The 21,620-nt window shown below is 69.8% G+C and carries 22 protein-coding genes and 1 pseudogene; 9 read left to right on the forward strand and 14 right to left on the reverse strand.

Going from position 1 to position 21,620, the window contains the following annotated elements; all coding sequences use genetic code 11:
- Together F620_RS14390 and F620_RS0111680 are read right to left on the reverse strand one after the other, a co-directional pair.
- Positions 1–183: pseudogene (locus F620_RS14390) on the reverse strand (IS110 family transposase); the annotation flags it as partial.
- Positions 184–356: 173 nt separating this feature from the next.
- On the reverse strand, positions 357–1,673 hold the full coding sequence (locus F620_RS0111680; protein WP_019570690.1) for a zinc ABC transporter substrate-binding protein: 1,317 nt from the start codon (positions 1,671–1,673) through the stop codon (positions 357–359).
- A 25-nt stretch (positions 1,674–1,698) separates the two neighbouring features.
- Here F620_RS0111680 and F620_RS0111685 point away from each other — a divergent pair, with 25 nt between their 5' ends.
- Positions 1,699–2,589, forward strand: a complete 891-nt coding sequence (locus F620_RS0111685; RefSeq protein ID WP_026331442.1) for an ATP-binding cassette domain-containing protein — start codon at positions 1,699–1,701, stop codon at positions 2,587–2,589.
- On the forward strand, positions 2,589–3,413 hold the full coding sequence (gene znuB, locus F620_RS0111690) for a zinc ABC transporter permease subunit ZnuB (RefSeq protein ID WP_019570692.1): 825 nt from the start codon (positions 2,589–2,591) through the stop codon (positions 3,411–3,413). The genes F620_RS0111685 and znuB overlap by 1 nt, the downstream gene beginning before the upstream one ends.
- 6 nt (positions 3,414–3,419) lie before the next feature.
- Here the strand turns inward: znuB and F620_RS0111695 are convergent, their stop codons facing one another.
- From F620_RS0111695 to lgt, 4 genes are read right to left on the reverse strand one after another with little or no spacing between them, the layout of a single operon-like run.
- Positions 3,420–3,926, reverse strand: coding sequence for a dihydrofolate reductase (locus F620_RS0111695; RefSeq protein WP_019570693.1), 507 nt, complete (start codon positions 3,924–3,926; stop codon positions 3,420–3,422).
- A complete protein-coding gene (locus F620_RS0111700) occupies positions 3,916–4,134 on the reverse strand; it encodes a type II toxin-antitoxin system HicB family antitoxin (protein ID WP_018870877.1) in 219 nt (72 codons plus the stop codon). Before F620_RS0111700 ends, F620_RS0111695 begins: the two co-directional genes overlap by 11 nt.
- A 42-nt stretch (positions 4,135–4,176) precedes the next feature.
- Positions 4,177–5,010, reverse strand: coding sequence for a thymidylate synthase (locus F620_RS0111705; RefSeq protein ID WP_019570694.1), 834 nt, complete (start codon positions 5,008–5,010; stop codon positions 4,177–4,179).
- A 9-nt stretch (positions 5,011–5,019) separates the two neighbouring features.
- Positions 5,020–5,838 carry a prolipoprotein diacylglyceryl transferase gene (gene lgt, locus F620_RS0111710; RefSeq protein ID WP_019570695.1) on the reverse strand — a complete coding sequence of 273 codons (819 nt, stop codon included), beginning with the start codon at positions 5,836–5,838 and terminating at the stop codon, positions 5,020–5,022.
- A gap of 115 nt (positions 5,839–5,953) precedes the next feature.
- On the opposite strand from lgt, the gene F620_RS0111715 reads away from it, so the two are divergent.
- From F620_RS0111715 to F620_RS0111740, 6 genes are all read left to right on the forward strand, one after another.
- Positions 5,954–7,990, forward strand: coding sequence for a thioredoxin domain-containing protein (locus F620_RS0111715; protein ID WP_019570696.1), 2,037 nt, complete (start codon positions 5,954–5,956; stop codon positions 7,988–7,990).
- Between the two features lie 103 nt (positions 7,991–8,093).
- Positions 8,094–8,507, forward strand: a complete 414-nt coding sequence (locus F620_RS0111720) for a rhodanese-like domain-containing protein (protein ID WP_018870881.1) — start codon at positions 8,094–8,096, stop codon at positions 8,505–8,507.
- A gap of 147 nt (positions 8,508–8,654) precedes the next feature.
- Positions 8,655–9,464 (forward strand): GNAT family N-acetyltransferase, encoded by an 810-nt coding sequence (locus tag F620_RS0111725; RefSeq protein WP_019570697.1) that lies wholly within the window; start codon positions 8,655–8,657, stop codon positions 9,462–9,464.
- Positions 9,458–10,672, forward strand: coding sequence for a glycosyltransferase family 1 protein (locus F620_RS0111730; protein ID WP_019570698.1), 1,215 nt, complete (start codon positions 9,458–9,460; stop codon positions 10,670–10,672). Before F620_RS0111725 ends, F620_RS0111730 begins: the two co-directional genes overlap by 7 nt.
- Complete coding sequence (locus F620_RS0111735; protein WP_019570699.1) at positions 10,650–11,198, forward strand: phosphatase PAP2 family protein; 549 nt, start codon at positions 10,650–10,652, stop codon at positions 11,196–11,198. Before F620_RS0111730 ends, F620_RS0111735 begins: the two co-directional genes overlap by 23 nt.
- Before the next feature lie 307 nt (positions 11,199–11,505).
- Positions 11,506–12,276 carry a 1-acyl-sn-glycerol-3-phosphate acyltransferase gene (locus F620_RS0111740; protein ID WP_018870885.1) on the forward strand — a complete coding sequence of 257 codons (771 nt, stop codon included), beginning with the start codon at positions 11,506–11,508 and terminating at the stop codon, positions 12,274–12,276.
- A 20-nt stretch (positions 12,277–12,296) separates the two neighbouring features.
- On the opposite strand, the gene F620_RS0111745 is transcribed toward F620_RS0111740, so the two are convergent.
- The 8 genes from F620_RS0111745 to F620_RS0111780 form a co-directional block, all read right to left on the reverse strand.
- On the reverse strand, positions 12,297–13,133 hold the full coding sequence (locus F620_RS0111745; protein ID WP_019570700.1) for a symmetrical bis(5'-nucleosyl)-tetraphosphatase: 837 nt from the start codon (positions 13,131–13,133) through the stop codon (positions 12,297–12,299).
- Positions 13,134–13,140: 7 nt separating this feature from the next.
- Positions 13,141–13,524: a Co2+/Mg2+ efflux protein ApaG gene (gene apaG / locus F620_RS0111750; protein ID WP_019570701.1), complete on the reverse strand. Its 384-nt coding sequence runs from the start codon at positions 13,522–13,524 to the stop codon at positions 13,141–13,143.
- Positions 13,521–14,528, reverse strand: coding sequence for a glucokinase (locus tag F620_RS0111755; protein ID WP_019570702.1), 1,008 nt, complete (start codon positions 14,526–14,528; stop codon positions 13,521–13,523). The genes apaG and F620_RS0111755 overlap by 4 nt, the downstream gene beginning before the upstream one ends.
- 91 nt (positions 14,529–14,619) lie before the next feature.
- Positions 14,620–15,453 carry a 16S rRNA (adenine(1518)-N(6)/adenine(1519)-N(6))-dimethyltransferase RsmA gene (gene rsmA, locus F620_RS0111760; protein WP_018870889.1) on the reverse strand — a complete coding sequence of 278 codons (834 nt, stop codon included), beginning with the start codon at positions 15,451–15,453 and terminating at the stop codon, positions 14,620–14,622.
- Positions 15,450–16,469: a 4-hydroxythreonine-4-phosphate dehydrogenase PdxA gene (pdxA, locus tag F620_RS0111765; protein WP_019570703.1), complete on the reverse strand. Its 1,020-nt coding sequence runs from the start codon at positions 16,467–16,469 to the stop codon at positions 15,450–15,452. Before pdxA ends, rsmA begins: the two co-directional genes overlap by 4 nt.
- A 4-nt stretch (positions 16,470–16,473) precedes the next feature.
- A complete protein-coding gene (locus F620_RS0111770; protein WP_019570704.1) occupies positions 16,474–17,964 on the reverse strand; it encodes a peptidylprolyl isomerase in 1,491 nt (496 codons plus the stop codon).
- On the reverse strand, positions 17,942–20,170 hold the full coding sequence (locus F620_RS0111775) for an LPS-assembly protein LptD (protein ID WP_019570705.1): 2,229 nt from the start codon (positions 20,168–20,170) through the stop codon (positions 17,942–17,944). The genes F620_RS0111770 and F620_RS0111775 overlap by 23 nt, the downstream gene beginning before the upstream one ends.
- Positions 20,171–20,176: 6 nt before the next feature.
- Complete coding sequence (locus F620_RS0111780; RefSeq protein WP_019570706.1) at positions 20,177–20,818, reverse strand: adenylate kinase; 642 nt, start codon at positions 20,816–20,818, stop codon at positions 20,177–20,179.
- A gap of 178 nt (positions 20,819–20,996) precedes the next feature.
- Here F620_RS0111780 and ppa point away from each other — a divergent pair, with 178 nt between their 5' ends.
- On the forward strand, positions 20,997–21,533 hold the full coding sequence (gene ppa, locus F620_RS0111785) for an inorganic diphosphatase (protein ID WP_018870894.1): 537 nt from the start codon (positions 20,997–20,999) through the stop codon (positions 21,531–21,533).
- Positions 21,534–21,620: the final 87 nt, after the last annotated feature.

A 21,620-nucleotide genomic window follows, 5' to 3' on the forward strand; every position in this document is an offset into this window, starting at 1 on the left:
GCCGTAATACTCCGGCGCTCCACGACCGCACTCGGCCACCGCCACCGCGATCGTCTCCTTGTGCACGTCCAGCCCGATGTAGGCGCCGTACACATCGGCGGCCGGCTCCACCGCCTGCCTCACGCCGGCCAGACCCGACACCGGCCCTGCATCCTTCATCCCTTCCGCGCTAAACTGGTCCATGACCTGCCCCCTCGATATTGGCTCTGTGTTGAAGGTGGTTGTCCCAACCCCGAGAACATAACCCACGCTCTCGAGGTCGGGCAGGTCAATCCATCATGTCTACGGGTCGGTACAGGCCAGGTAGGAGCGAGCTTGCTCGCGAATGCCTTTGCGAATGCCCTGGCCGACGGGGCTTATTCGCGCTTCATGCAGTCGAGGAAGCCGTCGGCCAGGTCTTCCATCAGTTCGAACCAGGCGTCCGGGCCGGGCTGGATGTCGACACCGACCGGGTCCAGTTGACCCAGGCGCGTCGCGTGTCCTTCCACGATGGTCTCGGCCAGCGCCGGGCGGAACTGCGGTTCGGTGAACAGGCAGGTGACATCGTCCGCGGACAGGCGATCACGCAGTTCGCTGATGCGCCGTGCCCCGGGACTGCGGGACGGGTCGACGGTGATGGAGCCGGCCGCGTTCAGGCCGTAATGCGCCTCGAAATAATGGTAGGCGTCGTGGAACACTACGAAGGCTTCGCCGCGCACCGGTTCCAGGCGCTCTTTCAGTTCGGCATCGAACTCGTCGATGCGTTCCAGCATGCGGTCGCGGTTGTCTTCCAGGGCGCCGGCCTTGTCGGGGAAATTCTCGCCGAGTCGGTCCGCAAGCTGCGTCACGATCGCCCGGGCGTTGTCGGGTGACAGCCAGATGTGGGCGTCCCGGTGCCCGTTGCCGTGGTCGTGCCCGTGGTCACGGTCATGCCCCTGGTCATGGTCATGCCCGCGGTCGTGGTCATGCCCGTGGTCATGGTCATGCCCGTGGTCGTGGTCATGCCCGCGGTCGTGGTCATGGCCGTGGTCATGGTCATGGCCGTGGTCATGGTCATGGCCGTGGTCATGGTCATGCCCGCGGTCGTGGTCATGCCCGCGGTCGTGGTCATGGCCGTGGTCATGGTCATGGCCGTGGTCGTGGTCATGGCCGTGGTCGTGATCATGTCCGTGGTCGTGGTCATGTCCGTGGTCGTGGTCATGGCCGTGGTCGTGATCATGCCCGTGCTCATGGTCATGTCCGTGGTCATGCTCTCCGCCATGTCCTTCTCCGCGGGCCTCTTCATGCGCCGCATCATGATCGTGACCGTGGTCGTGCGGTTCCCAGACCCCGCCCGAGCGCGTGGGCAGCAGATCGAGGTCCATGTCCTCCATCAGGGTCACGACCGTGGTACCTTCTCCCCGATTGCGCAGGGGTGATTCGAGGAAGGTCTCCAGGTCGGGCCCGACCCAGACCACCACGTCGGCGTTCTGCAAACGCCGGGCTTCGGACGGGCGCATGGAGTAGCCGTGCGGTGAGGCGTCCGGCGGCAGCAGGACATCGGCCTCCATTACGTCGTCCACCAGGCCCGCGACCAGGCCGTGGATCGGGAGGATGCTGGAGACCACCCGCGGGTCGTCCGCCTGTGCGGGTATCGCCAGCGTGGCGCTGGCGACCAGGGTGCCGGTGAGCAGGGGGAAACGTTTGCGCATCATGACCGGGGCTCCGTATGGGATCTGGATGTTATACAATACCATCATGTTCGCGAGCGTCCACAACTGGTTACGCGGTCACCGTGCGGGCCGCCATCCGCGGCCGCGCCCGGAGCGGGGTTCCGGGCCGCTGGTGGCGGCCCGCGAGGTGACGGTGGAGCGGGGCGGACGGACGATCCTCGACCGGGTGTCGATGGCGGTGCACGCGGGCGAGGCGGCGATGATCATCGGCCCCAACGGCGCGGGCAAGACCAGCCTGCTGCGTGTGTTGATGGGACTGTGGCAGCCGGACGGCGGCCACGTGGAACGCGCCCCGGATCTGCGGGTCGGTTACATGCCTCAGCGGCTGCAGATCGAACCGGTGCTGCCGCTGTCGGTTTACCGCTTCCTGCGCATGCGCCAGCGGCTGCCGCGGCGTGAACTGCTGGCCAGGCTGGAACGGGTAGGGGTCGGGCACCTGATCGATTCGCCGATCCAGTCCCTGTCTGGCGGCGAGACCCAGCGGGTGCTGCTGGCGCGGGCATTGCTGGGCGAGCCCGATCTGCTGGTGCTGGACGAACCGGCCCAGGGGGTCGACGTGGTCGGGCAGGGCGACGTGTTCGCGATGCTGGACGACATCCGCCGCGAGTCCGGCTGCGGGGTGCTGATCGTCTCGCACGACCTGCATTTCGTGATGGCCGGAGCCGAGACGGTGATCTGCCTGAACCGGCATGTCTGCTGTACCGGAAACCCCGAAGAGGTCTCGCGCCATCCGGAATACCGGCGCCTGTTCCCCAGCGTGGATCTGCGGGGTCTGGCGGTCTACACCCACGATCACAATCACGTGCACGGCCTGCACGGCGAGGTGCGCCCGCTGGATGGAGAGGGCACGGACACCTCCTGCAACGATCCGCAACACGGTCCGGGGTGCCGTCACTGATGGACATCGCCGGCTGGCTGGACGACTTCCTGGTGCGCGCCGTGCTGGCGGGCCTGATGGTGGCGGTGGTCGCGGGGCCGCTGGGCGCCTTCGTGGTGTGGCGGCGCATGGCCTATTTCGGCGACACGGTGTCGCATTCGGCTCTGCTGGGGGTGGCCCTGGGCTTCCTGCTGGGGCTCAATCTCAACCTGATGGTGACGCTGGTCTGCATCGCCATCGCGGTGCTCCTGGTGATCCTGCAGCGCTATCAGGAGCTGGGCTCGGACACCCTGCTGGGGATCCTCGCGCACAGCGCGCTGTCGCTGGGGATCGTGGCCGTGGCCTTCGTCGAGGGGCTGCGGGTGGACCTGATGGCCTATCTGTTCGGCGACATCCTCGCGGTGGGGCGTGACGACCTGCTGGCGATCGCCATCGGCGGGGTGATTGCGCTGGTGCTGCTGATCGCGCTGTGGCGGCCTCTGCTGGCGCTGACCGTGCACGAGGAACTGGCGCGGGTGGAGGGCGTGCGGGCCCTGCCGGTGCGCCTGGGCATGATGCTGCTGATCGCGCTGGTGATCGCGGCGGCGATGCAGGTGGTCGGCGTACTGCTGATCACGGCGCTGATGATCATCCCGGCGGCCACTTCGCGACGTTTCGCCCGCACCCCGGAACAGATGGCGATCCTCGCCGGGGTCCTGGGCATGCTCGCGGTGGGCGCGGGGATCGCGGGGTCGTTCCAGTGGGATACCCCCACCGGGCCGAGCATCGTGGTCGCGGCCCTGCTGGGGTTCATCCTGGTGCAGCTGCTGCCCGCGCGGCTGCTGCCGCGTTTCGGCACGCGCTGATCCGGCTCAGCGCCGCTCCAGACGCTCGAAGGTGAATGCGCAGGCGTGGTGCTCGTCGGCCGGGTGGTATTCCGACTCGGTCAGCGTCCATTCCGCGGGATCGATGGCGGGGAAATACGTATCGCCGGGATGGCGTTCGTGCACCCGGGTCAGGTGCAGGACCCCGGTGCGCGGCAGGGCCTCGGCGAACAGCCCGGCCCCGCCGATGACGAACGCCGGACCCGAATCGATATTCGCCAGCGCTTTGTCCAGGTCGGAAAAGACCTCGACGCCCTCGGGCTGCTGCCAGTCGGTCTGCCGGGTCAGCACCAGGTTGCGGCGCTTCGGCAGCGGCCGGCCGATGGATTCGAACGTGCGCCGGCCCATGATCACCGGATGGCCGGCGGTCACCCGCTTGAAGTGCCGCAGGTCGTCCGGCAGCCGCCACGGCAGGTCGTTGTCGCGCCCGATCACGTGATCCGGGTCCAGCGCCACGATGATATGGATCTCGGGTCCCCGGGCTTCAGGCTGCATCGATTCGCACGGTTTCGCTGGAATGGTGCGGTTCGGGAATCGGCTCGCCTTCGTCATGCAGGGCTTCCAGGTGCATGGTGATCGCCTCGCGAATCGCGGCCATGACTTCCTCGCGGCTGTCACCGGTCGCAATGCAGCCCGGGAGGTCCGGAACATAGGCTCCCCAGCCGCTGTCGCCCTGCTCGATAATGACCGTGTATTGCTTCATGGTCGCCTCCCGGTCCTCGGAACCAATCTAGCGCATGGCGGGCTAGATGGCGATGGGGGCGCGGATGGCGGGGTGGGACTGGTAGTCGCGGACCTCGATGTCCTCGAAGCGGAACGCGAACAGGTCGCGCACCTCCGGGTTGAGGTGCAGGGTCGGCAGCGGCAGCGGGTCGCGCTCCAGCAGGGTGTCGACCTGCTCGGCGTGGTTGGCGTAGAGGTGCGCATCGCCCAGGGTATGGACGAATTCGCCGGGCTCCAGGTCGACCACCTGCGCGATCATGTGGGTCAGCAGGGCATAGCTGGCGATGTTGAAGGGCACGCCCAGGAACACGTCGGCACTGCGCTGGTACAGCTGGCAGGACAGCCGCCCGTTGGCCACGTAGAACTGGAACAGGGCATGGCAGGGGGCGAGGGCCATAAGGCCGGCGGCCGCGTTCTCCTGCGGGGCGCGGGTCTCGTCCGGCAGGTCGGCGACGTTCCACGCGGAGATCACGTGGCGGCGAGAGTGCGGGCGGGTGCGGAGGTTGACCAGCAGCTCCGTCAGCTGATCGTGGGTGCCTCCGTCGGGCAATGGCCAGGAACGCCACTGGGCGCCGTAGATCGGGCCCAGTTCACCGCTCTCGGTGGCCCATTCATCCCAGATGGTCACCTTGTTGTCGCGCAGATAGCCCACGTTGGTGTCCCCCGCGAGGAACCACAGCAGCTCGTGGATGACCGAGCGCAGATGGGTCTTCTTGGTGGTGACCAGGGGGAAGCCCTGCGCCAGATCGAAGCGCATCTGGTAGCCGAACACCGAGCGCGTGCCGGTGCCGGTGCGGTCCGGGCGGTCGCTGCCGTGGTCGCGGATGTGGCGGACGAGGTCCAGATATTGCCGCATGCTGCGTCCTCAGGGCTTGTCGGAGGTGTCCGGGCGGGGTTCGGGCAGGGGGTTGCGGCGCGACCAGACGATCAGGCCGAGGCCGAACAGGATCACCGGCAGCGACAACACCTGGCCCATGGTCACCCAGCCGAAGGCGAGATAGCCGATGTGCGCGTCCGGTTCGCGCACGAACTCCACCACGAAGCGGAACGCGCCGTACAGGGTCAGGAACAGGCCCGAGACCAGACCGGTCCGCCGCGGCTGGCGCGACACCAGCCACAGCACCACGAACAGCACCACGCCTTCGAGAAAGGCCTGGTAGAGCTGCGAGGGATGCCGGGGTACGTAGTCGGCCGCGGGGAATACCATCGCCCACGGCAGGTCGGTGGGCTTGCCCCACAGCTCGCCGTTGATCCAGTTGCCCACGCGCCCGGCGCCCAGACCGATGGGGATCAGCGGGGCGATGAAATCGGTCAGGCGGAAGAACGGCTGGTGCAGGTGCCGGGCGTACAGCCAGGCGGTGACCAGTACGCCGATCAGCCCGCCGTGGAAGGACATGCCGCCCTCCCACAGCCGGATCAGGCTGACCGGGTCGGCCAGCACGCCGTCGAAGTTGTAGAACAGCGCGTAGCCCAGGCGCCCGCCGATGATCACGCCGATCGCGCCCCAGAACAGCAGGTCGCCGACCTGGCGCGGCTCCAGCGGATCCCAGTCGCGCGAGCGCGCGCGCCAGACCCCCAGCCCCCAGAAGGCCAGGAATCCGATGACGTACATCAGCCCGTACCAGTGGATGCTGACCGGGCCCAGGGAGAACGCGACCGGATCGATAAACGGGTGAACAGGCATGGGCGCTTGCGGTGGCCGAAACAGCCGCACATCCTACCGGTCCTGCAAGGCATTCGCACGCATCGGGACCGTCTTCGTCCCGACTTTCGCCACCCACGTTTCCAGGGAGGTCGCCATGAACCGTCTCGCCGGCGCCAGCAGCCCGTATCTGCAACAGCACGCGGACAATCCGGTCGACTGGTATCCGTGGGGCGAGGAGGCCCTGGAGCGGGCGCGGACCGAGGACAAGCCGATCCTGCTGTCGATCGGGTACTCCGCCTGCCACTGGTGCCACGTGATGGCGCACGAATCCTTCGAGGATCCGGCGACCGCGGAGGTGATGAACCGGCGTTACGTGAACATCAAGGTGGATCGCGAGGAGCGGCCCGATCTCGATCGCATCTACCAGAACGCGCACATGCTGCTGGCGCAGCGCCCGGGCGGCTGGCCGCTGACGGTGTTCCTGACGCCGGACCAGGTGCCGTTCTTCGCCGGGACCTACTTCCCGAATACCCCGCGGCACGGGCTGCCGTCGTTCGTGGATCTGCTCAACCGCGTGGCCGATTTCCTCGCCGAACATCCGGAGGAGATCCGGCGCCAGAACGATTCCCTGCAGCAGGCGCTCACGCGGATCTACAACCCCGAGGGCGGCAGCATCCCGGCGCTGAGCGTGGTGGACAAGGCCCGCGCGGAACTGGCGCAGAGCTTCGACGCGGAGCATGGCGGTTTCGGCGATGCGCCCAAGTTCCCCCATCCGGCCTCGCTCGACTGGCTGGCCTGGCATGCGGCGCGCCACGGCGACGGCGAGTCCCGCCGCATGCTGGATGCGACCCTGGACGCGATGGCCGCCGGCGGACTGTTCGACCAGGTCGGCGGCGGGTTCTGTCGCTACTCGGTGGACACCCGCTGGATGATCCCGCATTTCGAGAAGATGCTGTACGACAACGGGCCGCTGCTGGGGCTGTACGCCGAACGTGCGGCGCGCGGCGATGCCCGCTCGCGGCGGGTCGCGGAGCAGACAGTGGCCTGGCTCGAGCGCGAGATGCGGGATTCCAGCGGCGCCTTCTGTTCCAGCCTGGATGCCGATTCCGAAGGCGAGGAAGGGCGCTTCTACGTCTGGGATCCGGAGACCGTGGAGGCGCTGCTGCCGGCCGAGGAATGGGCGGTCGCCGCACGCGTGTGGGGTCTGCAGGGGCCGCCCAACTTCGAAGGCCGCTGGCACCTGCACGAAGTGGTGCCGCCGGACACCGTCGCGGATGCCCTGGGGATCTCCCCGGAGGAGGCGGCGGCCCGTCTGGACCGGGCGCGCGAGCGGCTCCTTCGGGCACGCGAGGAGCGCGTGCGCCCGCATCGCGACGACAAGCTGCTGGCGGGCTGGAACGCGCTGATGATCACCGGCCTGGCGCGCGCGGCCCGCGCGCTGGATCGTCCCGACTGGCTGGCGCTGGCACAGGACGCAATGGCGGCGGTGCGGCGCCTGCACTGGCACGACGGCCGCCTGTATGCCAGTTATCGCGAGGGGGCGACCTCGGCCATGCCGCGCGCCTGCCTCGACGACTATGCCGCGCTGCTGGAGGCGACCCTGGCGCTGCTGGAGACCGAATGGGACAGCGAGCTTCTGGACTGGGCCGTGACCCTGGCCGGGGCCCTGATGGAGGATTTCCACGATGATGCCAGCGGCGGCTTTTTCTACACCGCGCGCGACCACGAGGCCCTGATCCAGCGGCCCAAGGTGTATTCCGACGATGCCATGGCCGCGGGCAACGGGATCGCCGCGCAGTGCCTGATCCGGCTGGGGCATCTGCTGGCCGAGCCGCGCTATCTGGAGGCGGCCGAGGGTACGCTGGCCAATGCCGGGCCGATGATCGAACAGGCGCCGATGGGCCACATGAGCCTGCTGGTGGCGCTCGACATGCATTATCACGCCCCGCCGCTGGTGGTCCTGCGCGGGCAGGGCGAGACGCTGGCCGACGCGCGCCGGACGATCGCTGCCGCCGATGGCGCGGCGCGGGTCTTCCCCGTGCCCGACGATGCCCGCGATCTGCCCGACGCCCTGGCCGGCAAGGCGCCGCGCGAGGGCGGACCGCGCGCCTGGCTGTGCCGCGGTCTGCACTGCGAACCCCCGGTGGACGACCCGGCGGCGCTGGCGGAACGTCTGGCGGCGGGCGAATGACGCCCCTGGAGAAACACTGAGCTTGAAATCGGCGGCGAAGCCCTCAGACTGCAAGGGTTATCCGTTCAACCATCAAAACTTCACCGAACAAAAGGAATGCCCCATGAGCGAAAAGCTGATGAAGGATTTTGTCGCCGCGGCACGCGAGGACATCCGCGAGATCTCCCCGGAAGAGCTGCACGAGGCGATCCAGAAGGGCGAGGACTGGACCCTGGTCGACGTGCGCGAGCCCTATGAATACGAACGTGCCCACGTGCCGGATTCGCTGCTGATCCCGCGCGGTCTGCTGGAAGGCGCGGCCGACCCCAATACCCCGCATCGCATCGAGGCGCTGTACTCCGCGCGCGAGAAGCCCGTGGCCATCATCTGTGCCACCGGCGGGCGGGCCGCCCTGTCGGTCCTGCGCCTGCAGGAGATGGGCTTCACCAACGTGGTCAACGTCGCCGGCGGGATGAAATCCTGGGAAGGCGAGGACCTGCCGGTCGAATCCGGCGCCTACACCGGTCAGCTGCCGTAGGCCCGAGCCGCCCCTTCCTGCCCGACCGGGCCGCTGCCGCCAGCCGGCGGTTGCCTCCGGCCCGGTCACTCAAACGTCACGCGCCGGTCAAGGCGCTGCAAGCCGATGGCCGTAGTCTCCCGGGATATGACCCGTGGAGACTTCGCCATGTCCGATTCGTCCCTTCATGCGACACATTCCGCCGACCCCGGTTACGAGTGGCGCGTGGCCAGCGACCGCGAAGAACTGCGGGCAGCCCAGCGTCTGCGCTTCCGGATCGCGGCGGAGCATCGCGGTCGCTGTCTGCCGGCGCGTCTGGCCGGGCTGGATCGTGACCCGCTGGATGCCTGGGGCCACCATCTGCTGGTATTCGCTCGCGGCACGCGCGAACCGGTGGCCTGTGCCCGTCTGCTGGTGGAGGAGACCGTGGCTGCGGCTGGCGGCTTCCCGGGCCTCGAGGACTTCGATCTCGGCCCGCTGATGGCCCTGTCCGGGCGCGGTGCGGAGCTCGATCGCGTCCGTTTCCTGCCCGGGTTCGAGGAGCGTGAAGCGGCGGTCGCCGCGCTCTGGCGCGGGGTGACCCGTCTGCTGGAAAGCCTCGACTGCCGCTACCTGATCGCGCGCACGTCGCTGCCTCTGGATCGCCATACGCCGGCCAGCCTTGCCTGGTTGCGCAATTTCCGTCGCACCCCGTCGCGGTGCCGCGTGAGCCCGCGCAAGCCGCTCCCCAATGCCCTGACGATCTGGCACGGCATGCCGTCGGCGGAGGGCCTGCCGCCGCTGGCCCGGTCGTGGCTGGCGTTCGGGGCGAAGGTCGCCGGCGAGCCGTCGCATGACGTCAGCGGGGATGCGGCCAGCCTCCTGATGCTGCTGCGGCGCGCGGACATCCCGGCCCGCTTCCGCTCGGCGGGCCCGTGGCATTCCGGGGCCGGCAGCGACGCCGCCGGCCCGGGTCGCTTCGCCTCGGGGGAATGGTGATCATGGCGGCGAGCCCGCGCGTGGCCGTGGTGACCGAGACCTGGCCACCCGAGATCAATGGCGTGGCCCTGACCCTGCACCGCCTGGTGGAAGGGGTCCGCGAATGTGGCTGGCAGGCCGAGGTCGTGCGTCCCCGTCAGGCGGTGGACCGGGCGCGCGGTCCGCAGCCGATGGCGGAGGAAGACGAATACCGGGTACCGGGGCTGCCGCTCCCGGGCTATCCGGGCCTGCGCATGGGGTTGCCGGTGCGTCAGCGTCTGCTGCGACGCTGGTCACGCCTGCGGCCCGATGTCGTGCATGTGGCCACCGAGGGCCCGCTGGGACACGCGGCAGTGAGCGCCGCCCGCCGCCTCGGCATCCCCGTCAGTTCGGCCTTTCACACCCGATTCGATGGCTACGCCCGGCATTACGGCATGCGCTGGGCCGAGCCTCTGGCGCTGGCGGTGCTGCGGCGCTTTCATAATCGTTGCCATGCCACCCAGGTCCCGACCCGGACCCTGGCCAGAGAACTGGATTCGTACGGCTTTCACGGTGTCCGGGTGCTGGCGCGGGGGGTGGATTCTGCGATGTTTCACCCCGGCCGGCGGTCATGGCCCCTGCGCCAGGAATGGGGTGGCGGCGTGGACGCGCCGGTGCTGATGAGCGTGGGCCGGCTGGCGCCGGAGAAGTCACCCGAAGACGTCATTCGCGCCTGGGAAGCGGTCCGCACCCGCCTCCCGAATGCGCGTCTGGTGATGGTCGGGGACGGACCGTCGCGTCCCGCCCTGGAGGCCCGCCACCCCGAGGTGATCTTTGCCGGCATGCGTACCGGCGAGGACCTGGCGGCCCATTACGCCAGCGCCGACCTGTTCGTGTTCGCCTCGCGATCCGAAACCTTCGGCAACGTGGTGATCGAGGCGATGGCCAGCGGTCTGCCGGTGCTGGCCTTTGACCGCGCCGCGGCGCGCGAACACCTGCGCGACGGCGAGAACGGTGCGCGGGTGCCGGTCACCGGTCATGCGGATCGGGACAGCGAGGCGTTCGCCGGAGTGGCACTGCGTCTGGCGGAAAAGCGTCGGCGTGACCGCCTGGCCTGGAAGGGCATGGGCGACGCCGCCCGCCTGCGGGCCGAGGGACTGGACTGGTCCTGCATCGTGGCCCATTTCGCCGCCCAGCTGGAAGAACTCCTTGCGGAGGAGGGGCGGCATGCGTCTGCTGCAGCGGGTTGACCACCTCGACGGCCGTGTCGCTCGCCACTGCAACCGGCTCGCGCGGCATCCGCTCGTCAGTCGGTTCTTTGCCGTCGTCTCGCGACTGGGCAATGGCGGGGCCTGGTACGCGATCATGCTTGCACTGCCGGCGATCCACGGGATTTGGGCGTGGACGGTCAGCCTGCACATGATGGCCGTGGGTCTGGTGTCGATGCCGCTCTACCGGGTACTCAAGCAGGGGGCCGGCCGGGCGCGGCCTTACCGGCGCCACGACGACCTGCTGCCGGGGGTGCCTGCGCTGGACGAGTTCAGCTTTCCGTCCGGGCACACCATGCACGCCGTGGGTTTCACGGTCGTGCTGGTGGCCTGGCTGCCGGCCTGGGCCTGGCTGGTGGTGCCGTTCGCGCTGCTGGTGGCCATGTCGCGCCTGGTGCTGGCGCTGCACTACCCCAGCGACGTGGCGGTGGGGGCCCTGATCGGCGCATTGATCGCCGGTGCCAGCCTGGCGCTGGTTCCGTGGTTGCCCCTGCCGCTTCGGGTCTGAAGCGCACGGGCGAGCGCGCTGACCAGCGACACCAGCAGGGCCGTCAGCGCCAGTGTCAGGCCGGCGCGTTCCAGGACCGGGGCCGCGGCCAGCGCAAGTCCCGGGTGGCCGCGCAAAACGAGTCGTTCCATCCAGTCGAGCCCGCCGCACTCCCTGCCGCTTCCGCGACGGGATGCCGGGATCGGGTCCTTCCTGAACCGCTTCGATAACGCCTGCAGTCCACCGGTACGGCAGGTCTCGTTTACCATGAGCGGCGCGACCCGGGCGCACGCCATCCGGCCGTGGCCCCGCAACACAAGGGAAGGGCATGACAGGTACCGCAAGAGGGATATTCCGACTCGTCCGGATTCTGGGCCATCTGCTGGTCGGGGTCTGGGTCACCTGGCGGCTGCAGCGACAGGGCGCCGGCCCCGAGGCGCATTCGCAGGTGCGGCGCGCCTGGTATCGCAGGGCACTGCAGCTGGCGGGCGTGTACTGCGAGGTCGCGGGGGAACCACCCCGCGAGGCGTCGCTGGTGGTCGCCAATCATGTGTCCTGGCTGGATATCCCGTTGCTGGGCGCGGCGGTGGACCCCTGTTTCCTGTCCAAGGCCGAGATCGCCCGCTGGCCGATCATTGGCTGGCTGGCGCGACGCCACGGTACGCGCTTCATCCGTCGCGGCGGACACGAAGCATCGGCGCACGTGGAAGCGATGCGCGAAGGGCTGGACGCGGGGCGGCATTTCGTGGTGTTCCCCGAGGGCACGACGACCCGGGGACACGGGCTGCGCCGCTTTCATCCCCGGCTGTTCGCCGCGGTCACGGGGACCGCGCATCCGGTGCAGCCGGTGGCGCTGGATTACGAAAGCTACAGCGACGGTACGGTGCCGGTGGCTTTCGCCGGACATGATCGTCTGGTGCCCAACGTGTGGCGGCTGCTGTGCCGCCCGCGCACGCGGGTGAGCGTGCATGTGCTGGAGCCGCTGCAGGGGCATGATCGCCCGCGCCGCGAGCTCGCCGAGGCGGCGCGTTCGCAGATCGTGGAGGCGCTGGGCGTGCCCGCGGAGCCGGTCGACGATCCCCGCCCCGGGCGGGGCTGACGAGGTCTGTCCGGGGCTTCTCAGGTCCCCGGGCAGGAGACCTGTTCCACCGCAGCGGTCTGCGGCGTGGCACCGTCCAGGCGTGCCAGGCTCATCGCATTCCCCCAGACGCAGCCGCTGTCCAGCGCCAGCCAGTCGGGGCCGCGGCGGTGACCCAGCGCGGCCCAGTGGCCGAACACCACCGGGGTGCCGCGGCTGCGGCGTGCGGGGTGTTCGAACCACGGGACCAGCGTCGCCGGGGCTTCTTCCGGCGGGCCGTTGCTGGCGAATTCCAGCGCGCCGCCGGGACCGCCGCCGACCATGCGCATGCGGGTGAAGCCGTTGATCGCGAAGCGCAGGCGATCGTAGCCCTGAAGGGCCGGATCCCATTGCGCCGGCGTGTCGCCGTACATCACCTCCAGCAGGGCACGACGCCGGCGCGGTTCGCCCAGTTCGGCCTCTACTCGCCGCGCCTCGGCGGCGGCGGTGTCGGTGTCCCATACCGGCGGGATGCCGGCGTGGACCAGCGTCCAGTCGTTGTCGGGATCGCGATGCAGCAGCGGCTGGCTGGCCACCCATTCCAGGAGCTCCGCGGCATCCGGGGCGTTCAGCACCTCCTGCAGGGTGTCGCGTCGACCGGGTTCGCGCAGGCCCTCGCTGGCAGCCAGCAGATGCAGGTCGTGGTTGCCGAGCACGGTGGTAGCGGCCGCGCCCAGCGAGCGCACCCGCCGCAGGCAGCCGGCCGAGTCCGGCCCGCGGTTGACCAGGTCCCCGACCAGCCACAGGCGATCGCGGGACGGGTCGAAGCGTACGCGTTCCAGCAGGCGCTCCAGCGGATCCAGGCAGCCCTGCAGGTCGCCGACGGCGTACAGTGCCACGCCGGCCTCAGTGCAGCGTGCGGGGAACGGACAGGGTGAACGGCGGGATGGTGGCCTCGAAGGTGTGCCCCTGCTCGTCGCGCATCTCGTAGCTGCCTTCCATCATGCCCACCGGGGTCTCGATCACCGTGCCGCTGGTGTACTCGAAGGAGTCGCCCGGGGCGATATGGGGCTGCTCGCCGACCACGCCCTCGCCGCGCACTTCCTGGGTCTGGTCGCGCCCGTCGCGGATGATCCAGTGGCGGTTGAGCAGCTGCACGCTGCGCTCGCCGGCGTTGCGGATCACCACGTGGTAGGCGAAGACGTAGCGGTCCTCTTCGGGTTCCGACTGGTCTTCGACATAGGCGCTGGAGACCTCGATCTCGACGGGATTTTCCTGCTGCATGGTCATGGGGCGGATGCTCCGTGGGGGCCGGCCCGGGAAGCGGCGACCGCGGCTCCCAGCAGGCCCGGTTCGGGATGAATGATCAGTTCCACCGGCAGGCGTTCCAGCAGGTCTTCCATCGGCGGGCGTGCACGGAAGGCCTCGCGGAAGGCCGGGGCGAGAAAATGGTCGGCCCAGCGCGGGGCGATGCCGCCGCCGATGAAGACGCCACCGCGCGGCAGCGCGGTCAGCGCCATGTCGGCCAGCTGCCCGGCGTACAGGGTCACGAAGCGGCGCACCACCCGCAGTGCGGCCGGGTTACCGGTGTCCGCCAGCGCGCTGATGGCGGCGGCGGGTTCCGCGGCGGCCAGCGCGCGCCCGAGTTCGGGGTCGTCGCGGCGCTGCAGCTCGAAGCGCCCGATGCGCGCGATGCCGCGGCCGCTGAGCAGGTGTTCGCGAGTGCACAGGCCGGCCTCGGCGGTGACGAAAGCGGCCAGTTCGGTCTCGTCGGCGTCGGCCGGGGAAAAGCGAGCGTGGCCGCCTTCGCCCGGATGGATCGCCGGCGGGGCATCTGCGCCCGCGGGCGGGGTGACCAGGCAGGTGCCCAGCCCGGTGCCGGCCCCGGTGACCAGCCTCGGTCCCGCGGGATCCGCCTCGCCGTCCTGCAGGATCAGGCGGTCTTCCGGGGTCAGGGCCTCGAGACAGGCGCCCACCGCGGCGAAATCGTTGATCAGGGCGACCGGCACACGGGCCACCGCGGCCAGTTCGGCGGTCGCGAGTTCGGGCCAGCGCAGGTTGGTGACCCGGGCGCGCCCGGCGTGCACCGGCCCGGCGACGGCCATGCCCGCGCCGCTGAAGGTCACCGCGGACTGTTCCGGGCGCGCCAGCCAGTCCTCGAGGATTGCACCCAGGCCGGCGTACTCGCGGCTCGCATAGCGGGTGGTCGCGTGCAGTTGCCACGTACCCCGGGCGTATTCGGCCTGCGCCAGGCGGGTGTGGGTCCCGCCGACATCGGCGACGATCAGCTGCATGCGGTCCCTGCCAGTCATGTGCCCATGGTAACGCGAGCGGGGCGTGGAGGGAGAAAAACGGACCCGGCGCGGGGCCGTGCCCCTGCCCGGGTCACTCCGCGCCGGCGGATTCGGGGATCCGCCGGGCGAGGGCGTCGAAACCGGCGACGTCGACGGTCTCCGGACGCTGGCCCGGGTCCAGGCCGGCGGCCTCGATATCGGCCGCCTCCAGCAGGCCGGCAAGCCCGCGCCGCAGGGTCTTGCGCCGATTGGAGAACGCGCGGTTGACCAGCGCGGCGAAGGCGGGGAGCCGCGCAGCGGGCACCCGCGGCTCGGCATCCGGGACGATGCGCACCACGGCCGAATGCACCTTCGGCGGCGGGTGAAATGCCCCCGGCGGGACTCCCAGCAGTTCGGTGGCGCGGGCGCGCGCGGCGACCATCACGCTCAGGCGGCCGTAGCGCTTGCTGCCCGGCCCGGCGGTGATGCGTTCCACTACCTCGCGCTGCAGCAGGAAATGCATGTCGCGGATGTGCTCGCTCTGCGCCAGCAGGTGGAACAGCAGCGGGGTGGAGATGTTGTAGGGGAGGTTGCCCACCACGCGCCAGCCGGCGGGCGGGGTTTCGCCGAGCGCGGCCAGGTCCAGTTCCAGGGCGTCGCCGGTGTGGAGGGTCAGGCGTTCGGGCGGGAAGTGACTGCGCAGCGCTGCGGCCAGATCACGGTCGATCTCCACCGCGTCCAGTTTCTGCAGGCGGTCCAGCAGCGGGGCCGTCAGGGCGCCGCGCCCCGGGCCGATCTCCAGCATGCGATCGTCCGGCTGCGGGTCGATGGCCCGCACGATGCGATCGAGGATGCCGGGGTCATGGAGGAAATTCTGGCCGAAGCGGCGGCGGACCGGGCCCGGTCCCTCGTCGGCTGCGGCCGGTCGCCGGGTGCGTCGGGTCATGTCGGAGTCCCCGCCGGGGGTGCCCCGCGGTGGCCCGCGAGACGGGCGGCCAGGTTCTCCGCCGCGGCCAGACTGCCGACCTCGGCGCGTCCGCTGCCGGCCAGATCCAGCGCGGTGCCGTGATCCACCGAGGTGCGCACGAAGGGGAGGCCCAGGGTGACGTTTACCGCCTCGCCGAAGCCGGCGTGCTTGAGCACCGGCAGGCCCTGGTCGTGGTACATGGCGAGCACCGCGTCGACCCGGGCGAGGGCACGCGGGGTGAAGGCGGTGTCGGCCGGCAGCGGCCCGGTCAGGTGCATGCCGCGTTCGCGCAGGCGGGCGAGCACCGGTTCGATCACGAGCTCTTCCTCGCGTCCCAGCACGCCGCCCTCGCCGGCGTGCGGGTTGAGCCCGAGCACGGCGATGCGCGGCCGCGCCAGGCCGAAGTCGCGGCGGAGGTCGTGATCCAGGATGTGCAGGGTCCGTTCCAGCACCGGCGGGGTAATCGCGTCGGGGACCTCGCGCAGGGGCAGGTGAGTGGTCACCAGGGCAACGCGCAGATCACCGGCGACCAGCATCATCACCGGTCGGCCGGAGCCGGCGCGCTCGGCCAGCCATTCGGTGTGGCCGGTGAAATCGTGGCCGGCCCGATGGATCACCCCCTTGTGGACCGGGGCGGTCACCATGGCGTCGAAGTGCCCGTCGAGGCAGCCGTCGGCGGCCGCGGCCAGCAGGTTGAGCACGTGCCCGGCATTGGCCGGTTCCAGGGCCCCGGGGGTCACCGGTGCTTCCACCGGGACCTCCAGCAGCTCCAGGGTGCCGGCAGGTGTAGGTTTGCGCGGTGCATCGGGGTCGTGCGCGCGCAGGGTGAGGGCGATGCGCAGATCGCGTGCGCGGCGTTCGAGGACACCCGCATCGCCGATCGCGACGCGCTGGGCCGGACCGGCGTGGCGCGCCAGCATGGCCAGCAGGTCGGGTCCGATTCCGGCGGGTTCGCCGGCGGTCAGCGCCAGACGCGGAACCGGTTCTCCGGCCATCGGCTCAGGGCTCGAGGCCGTCGACGCGGTATTCGACATAGGCGCCCTCGCGCAGGCGGCGCAGCCACAGCTCCATCTCGTCCTGGCGCTTGCGGTTCTGCAGGACTTCGCGGGCGCGGGCGCGGATCTGCTCGCGGGTGGTGTCGACTTCGCGGCGGTCCAGCACCTCGATGATGTGCCAGCCGAACTCGCTCTGCACCGGCTCGCTGATCTCGCCCGGCTCGAGCCGGTTCATGGCCTGTTCGAAGCCGGGCACCAGCTCCCCGGGACTGATCCAGCCCAGGCGGCCGCCCTGCGCGGCGGACCCCGGGTCGTCGGAGTTGCCGCGGGCGAGATCGCCGAAGTCCTCGCCCTCCTGCAGGCGGTTGTACAGGGCGCGGATCTGGCGCTCGGCCTCTTCCTCGCTGCGGACCTCGTCGGGACTCTTGAGGATGTGACGGACTTCGGTCTGTTCGACCAGGGTCTGGTCACCGCCCTCGCGGTCCTCGAGACGGATGATGTGGAAGCCCTGCGGTGAGCGCAGGACGTCGCTGACCGCGCCGGTGCGCATCAGGATGGCCTCGCGGGCCAGCACCGTGGACAGCTCGCCGGGGCTGCGCCAGCCCAGGTCGCCGCCCTGCAGGGCCTGCGGTCCGTCGGATGCTTCCATCGCCACCCGGGCGAATTCCTCGCCTTCCCGCACGCGGGAGCGCAGCTCCGCGGCCTTTTCCCGCGCCTCGCGGATCTCGTCGCTGCTCGCGCCCTGCGGCACCGCGACGAGGATGTGCGAGAGGCGGTAGCGCACGTCGCGGTCGATGGCGCCGCTTTCCGAGGCGATGAGGTCTTCGATCTCCTGATCGGAAACCCGGACCCGGTTGTCGACCTGGCGGCTGCGCAGCTGGTTGATGGTCAGCTCGGTGCGGATCTGTTCACGAAACGCCTCGAAGTCCACGCCGTCCTGCATCAGGGCGCGGCGCAGCTGGGGCAGTGTCATGCGGTTCTCGCGCGCGATCTGCTCCATGGTTCGGTTCAGTGTCATCTCGTCGATGCTGATGCCGATCCTGCGGGCTTCCTGCAGCTGCACGCGTTCGGTAACCAGCTGTTCCATGACCTGGCGGGCGAGGGCGTCCTGGCCGGGCGGACGCTGCCCCTGTTCGGCCATCTGCTGAGCCACCAGGTTCATGCGTTCCACCAGCTCGCGCTGGGTGATCACGTCTTCCTCGACGATCGCGAGGATGCGGTCGGTGAACTGGTCTTCCTCCGGCGGAGTGATTGCCGGGGCGGGCGCGCCGGCATCGGTGGCGGCACCCGGGGTGACCGGGGCCTGTACCCCCGTTTCGGCGCCGGGGCCCGCTCCGGCGCCCGCTCCGGTGCCCGTACCTTCGGGCATGGAGAGCGGGTCGTGCTGGGCCTGGGCCAGCGGCGCCAGGGCCAGGGCAAGCCCGGCCAGGAGCAGGGGGCGGGCAAGCATGCCCGCGCGGCGACCGGCGCTTTTAGCGGTCGGGGTGCGCATCATATCCGGCAATACCTTCGCTCAGGAGGCTGTCGACTCCGCCGTCGAAACGGGCCAGTCCGTCCAGCGTGATCTGGAAATGGATCGAGTTGTCGTAGCGCTGGTCGGAATCCAGCGAACGCCGGGCGACCACGCGCAAACCATAGCAGCAACTACGATACTGGAGACCGGCCAGAAGTTCGAGGTCGCGTTCACTGCGCAGGCTGTAGTTCCAGCGTCCGACCAGGTCCACGCGGTCGCCGGCCGGCCACAGTACGGACACGTCGGTCTGTTCCAGCTGATCGGCCCGCTGGCGGTAGCCGAGGTTGATGCGCCGGCGCTCATCCGGGCTCCAGGACACGCCGAGCGCGGCCAGCGAGGTGTCCTTGTGCTCGCGGTTGTAGAGCACCGAGCCGCGGCCGTCCCAGGCGTCGCCGATACGCAGGCGCCCCTCCACGGCGAGGTCCGAATGGCGGTCCTCCAGTGCCGGCGCGGAGGGGCTGCGGCGTACGCGGCGGTCGCGGAAATAGCGGATCTCGCCGACCGACAGCCGCGCGCGTTCCTGTCCGGTGGTCGTATCGAGGAGGCGGCTGGTCAGGGCGGCGGTGAGCTGGTGGGTGTCGCCCACGCGGTCGGCGCCGGTAAAGCGCTGCAGGCTGAACAGGTTGTCGAAGCTGAACTCGCGCTCGCCGGTGTCGAACACCGGGATGTCGTCCTGGTCGCGGTAGGGCACGTAGCCGTAGAACAGCCGGGGCTCCAGGGTCTGCAGCCGTTCGCCGTCGGCCAGGTCGCGTTCGAAGATCAGGCCGCTGTCCACCGCGGCGTGCGGTACGGTGCGGCGGATGGAGTCGGGGCCGGGTTCGCCGCGGCGGTCCAGCTCGTAGGCGGTGTAGCGCACCCCGGCACGGGGCTCGACAAAGATCCCGCCGGTGTCGAAACGCCAGGCCAGTTCCGGGTCGAGGTCGAAACGCAGGCCGGTGGGACGGTCCGAGGCGCGTTCCTGACGGGCGAAACGCACCAGTTCGGCGTCCAGGTCCCAGGTGACTCCGCCGCCGGCCCATTGTCCCGCGTATTCGCCGGCTTCAAGGGTGATCTGCGGCAGGCGCTGGTAGGGCTCGCGCCGGTCGGCCAGCTCGGTGTCGACGATCTGATAGTCCTCGACCCGGGTGCGCAGGCGGTAGCGCGGTTGACTCCAGGTCAGGTCGGCCCGGCGACGCAGGTCGCGCACCGAGCTCGAATAGCGGTCGGCGGAGCCGAAATCGCGGAAATATTCGCTGTCGGAGACGTCCGCGGCATCGATGTCCAGGCGCAGGCCCGGGGCGATGCGGGTGCGGTGCTGCCAGGCCACAAATTGGCGATCCTCGCCGGTCTCGCGATCGTCCGGCAGGTAGCGAAAATCGACCTGTCCTTCGTGGGCAGGCTGCAGGTAGCGGAATTCGGTGCTCAGCTTGATCCCGCGGTCGGCCATGATGCGCGGTGTGAACGTGGCGTCGTAATTGGGCGCGATGTTCCAGTACCACGGCAGGGACAGATCCGCGCCGGTGCGTCCGCCGGTGCCGAAGCTGGGCAGCAGGAAGCCGGACTTGCGCCGGTCGTCCAGGGGGAAATCGATATACGGGGTGTAGGCCACGGGTACGTTGCGCACGCGCAGCACGGCGTGGCGGGCGACCCCGCGTCCGCTTTCCTGGTCGAGGTCGAGGCGTGCGGCGTCCAGGCGCCAGGAGTCGCGGTTGACCGGGCAGGTGGTGTACTGCGCCCGTTCGAAGCGGTGCCGGTCGGGGTCGAGCTGCGTGCCGGCCCCGGCCTGTCCGCGTGCGGGCACCGAGCGCACCATGTAATCGATGCGGCTCAGCTCCCCGGTATCTTCGTCGAGCTGGAAGCGGCCGTCTTCGCCTTGCAGCAGCAGGTCGCCGTCGAACAGCCGGACCGCTCCCTCGGTCCGTGCCAGCCCCCGGGCGCGGTCGTAGTCGAGGACCTCGGCGTCCAGCCGTTGACGGTCTGCGTACAGCCGGACATCGCCCTCGGCGCGCACCTGGTCGCCCTCGCGACGTACATGATCCGCCTCGATCTCGCGCACGTCGGGCGGCAGTTCGCGCAGGGCGGGCCAGACGGCGTCGGGCGCGAATTCGCAGCCGGCGGGACGATCCCCGCCGAAGGCCGTCTCCGTGCCGGCCGCCGGGGCGGTGGCGGCCAGCACGAGGCACACCGCCGCGGCACGCGCCGGCCGCATCGCGGATCAGTCCAGCAGGCCGCGGATCTCGTCGAAGATCCGTTCCATGTCGCGGGTGCCGTCGACGTGCTTGAGCAGACCGCGGGTGTCGTAATACTCGATCAGCGGCTGCGTCTGTTCCTCGTACACCTGCAGGCGGCTGACCACCGTCTCCTCGGTGTCGTCCGCGCGGTGGACCAGGTTGCCGCCGCACTGGTCGCAGATGCCTTCCTTCTGCGGCGGGAAGGTGTGGGTGTTGAACACCGCGCCGCAGCTTTCGCAGGAGACCCGGCCGGTCAGGCGCTGCTTCAGCTCCTCGAACGGCACGTCGATCTGGACCGCGCGGTCCAGCGGACGCTCGATGTCGCTCAGCATGCTGTCCAGGGCCTCGGCCTGGGCGCAGTTGCGCGGGAACCCGTCGAGGATGAAGCCCTTTTCCGCGTCCGGTTCCTGCAGCCGGTCACGGATCAGACCGAGCACCAGGTCGTCGGGAACCAGCTGGCCGGCATCCATGGCACTCTTGGCCTTCAGGCCCAGTTCGGTCTCTGCGGCGACGGCCGCGCGCAGCAGGTCGCCGGTGGAGATCTGGGGGATGCCGAAGTGACTGACCATCTTCTTGGCCTGGGTACCCTTGCCGGATCCGGGGGCGCCCATCAGGACGATTCGCATAATTGACTCCTGCCGTGTGCCGTTCGCGCCCGCATCGGCGCCGGCACGTGGATTGGGTATCGAAAGCGCACGCGGTCTTATACCGACTGGCCGGGGGGCTCGCAAGCCGGCCGGGATCGTTCACCTGTCGCGCAGTCCCGTTATAATGCCGCGCCAACCAATCAAGCGGAAAGAGACGATGGATCTGAATCAGATTGAAGCCGGGAAGGATCTGCCCGATGACATGAACGTGGTCATCGAGATCCCTGCCCACGGTCAGCCGGTCAAGTACGAGGTCGACAAGGACAGCGGGGCGCTGGTGGTCGACCGTTTCATGACGGTCGCCATGTTCTACCCCTGCAACTACGGGTTCGTGCCGCAGACCCTGTCGGAAGACGGGGATCCGGTGGACGTGCTGGTGATCACGCCGGTGCCGCTGATGCCGGGTTCGGTGGTGCGCGCGCGGCCGGTGGGCGTGCTGCAGATGTCCGACGAGGCCGGGCAGGATGCGAAGATCCTGGCGGTGCCGGTGACCAAGCTGCATCCGGGGTACGAGAGCGTGAAAGGCCCGGAAGACGTGTCGCAGGAGCTGCTGGACAGCATCAAGCACTTCTTCGAGCACTACAAGGAGCTCGAAGCGGGCAAATGGGTGAAGGTGGAAGGCTGGGCGGACGCCGAGGCCGCCAGGACGGAGATCCTTGCCAGCTACAAGCGTTTCCAGAAGAGCAAGATCTGAAGCCTTTCGCGCAGCCATGGGCGTGCCGTGCGTGCCCCGGGGGAGCCGGTCTCCCGGGCGCGTCGCTGCGCGTGCCCGTCCGCGACC

This window comes from Thioalkalivibrio sp. ALE11, from assembly GCF_000381205.1.
Taxonomy (GTDB): domain Bacteria; phylum Pseudomonadota; class Gammaproteobacteria; order Ectothiorhodospirales; family Ectothiorhodospiraceae; genus Thioalkalivibrio.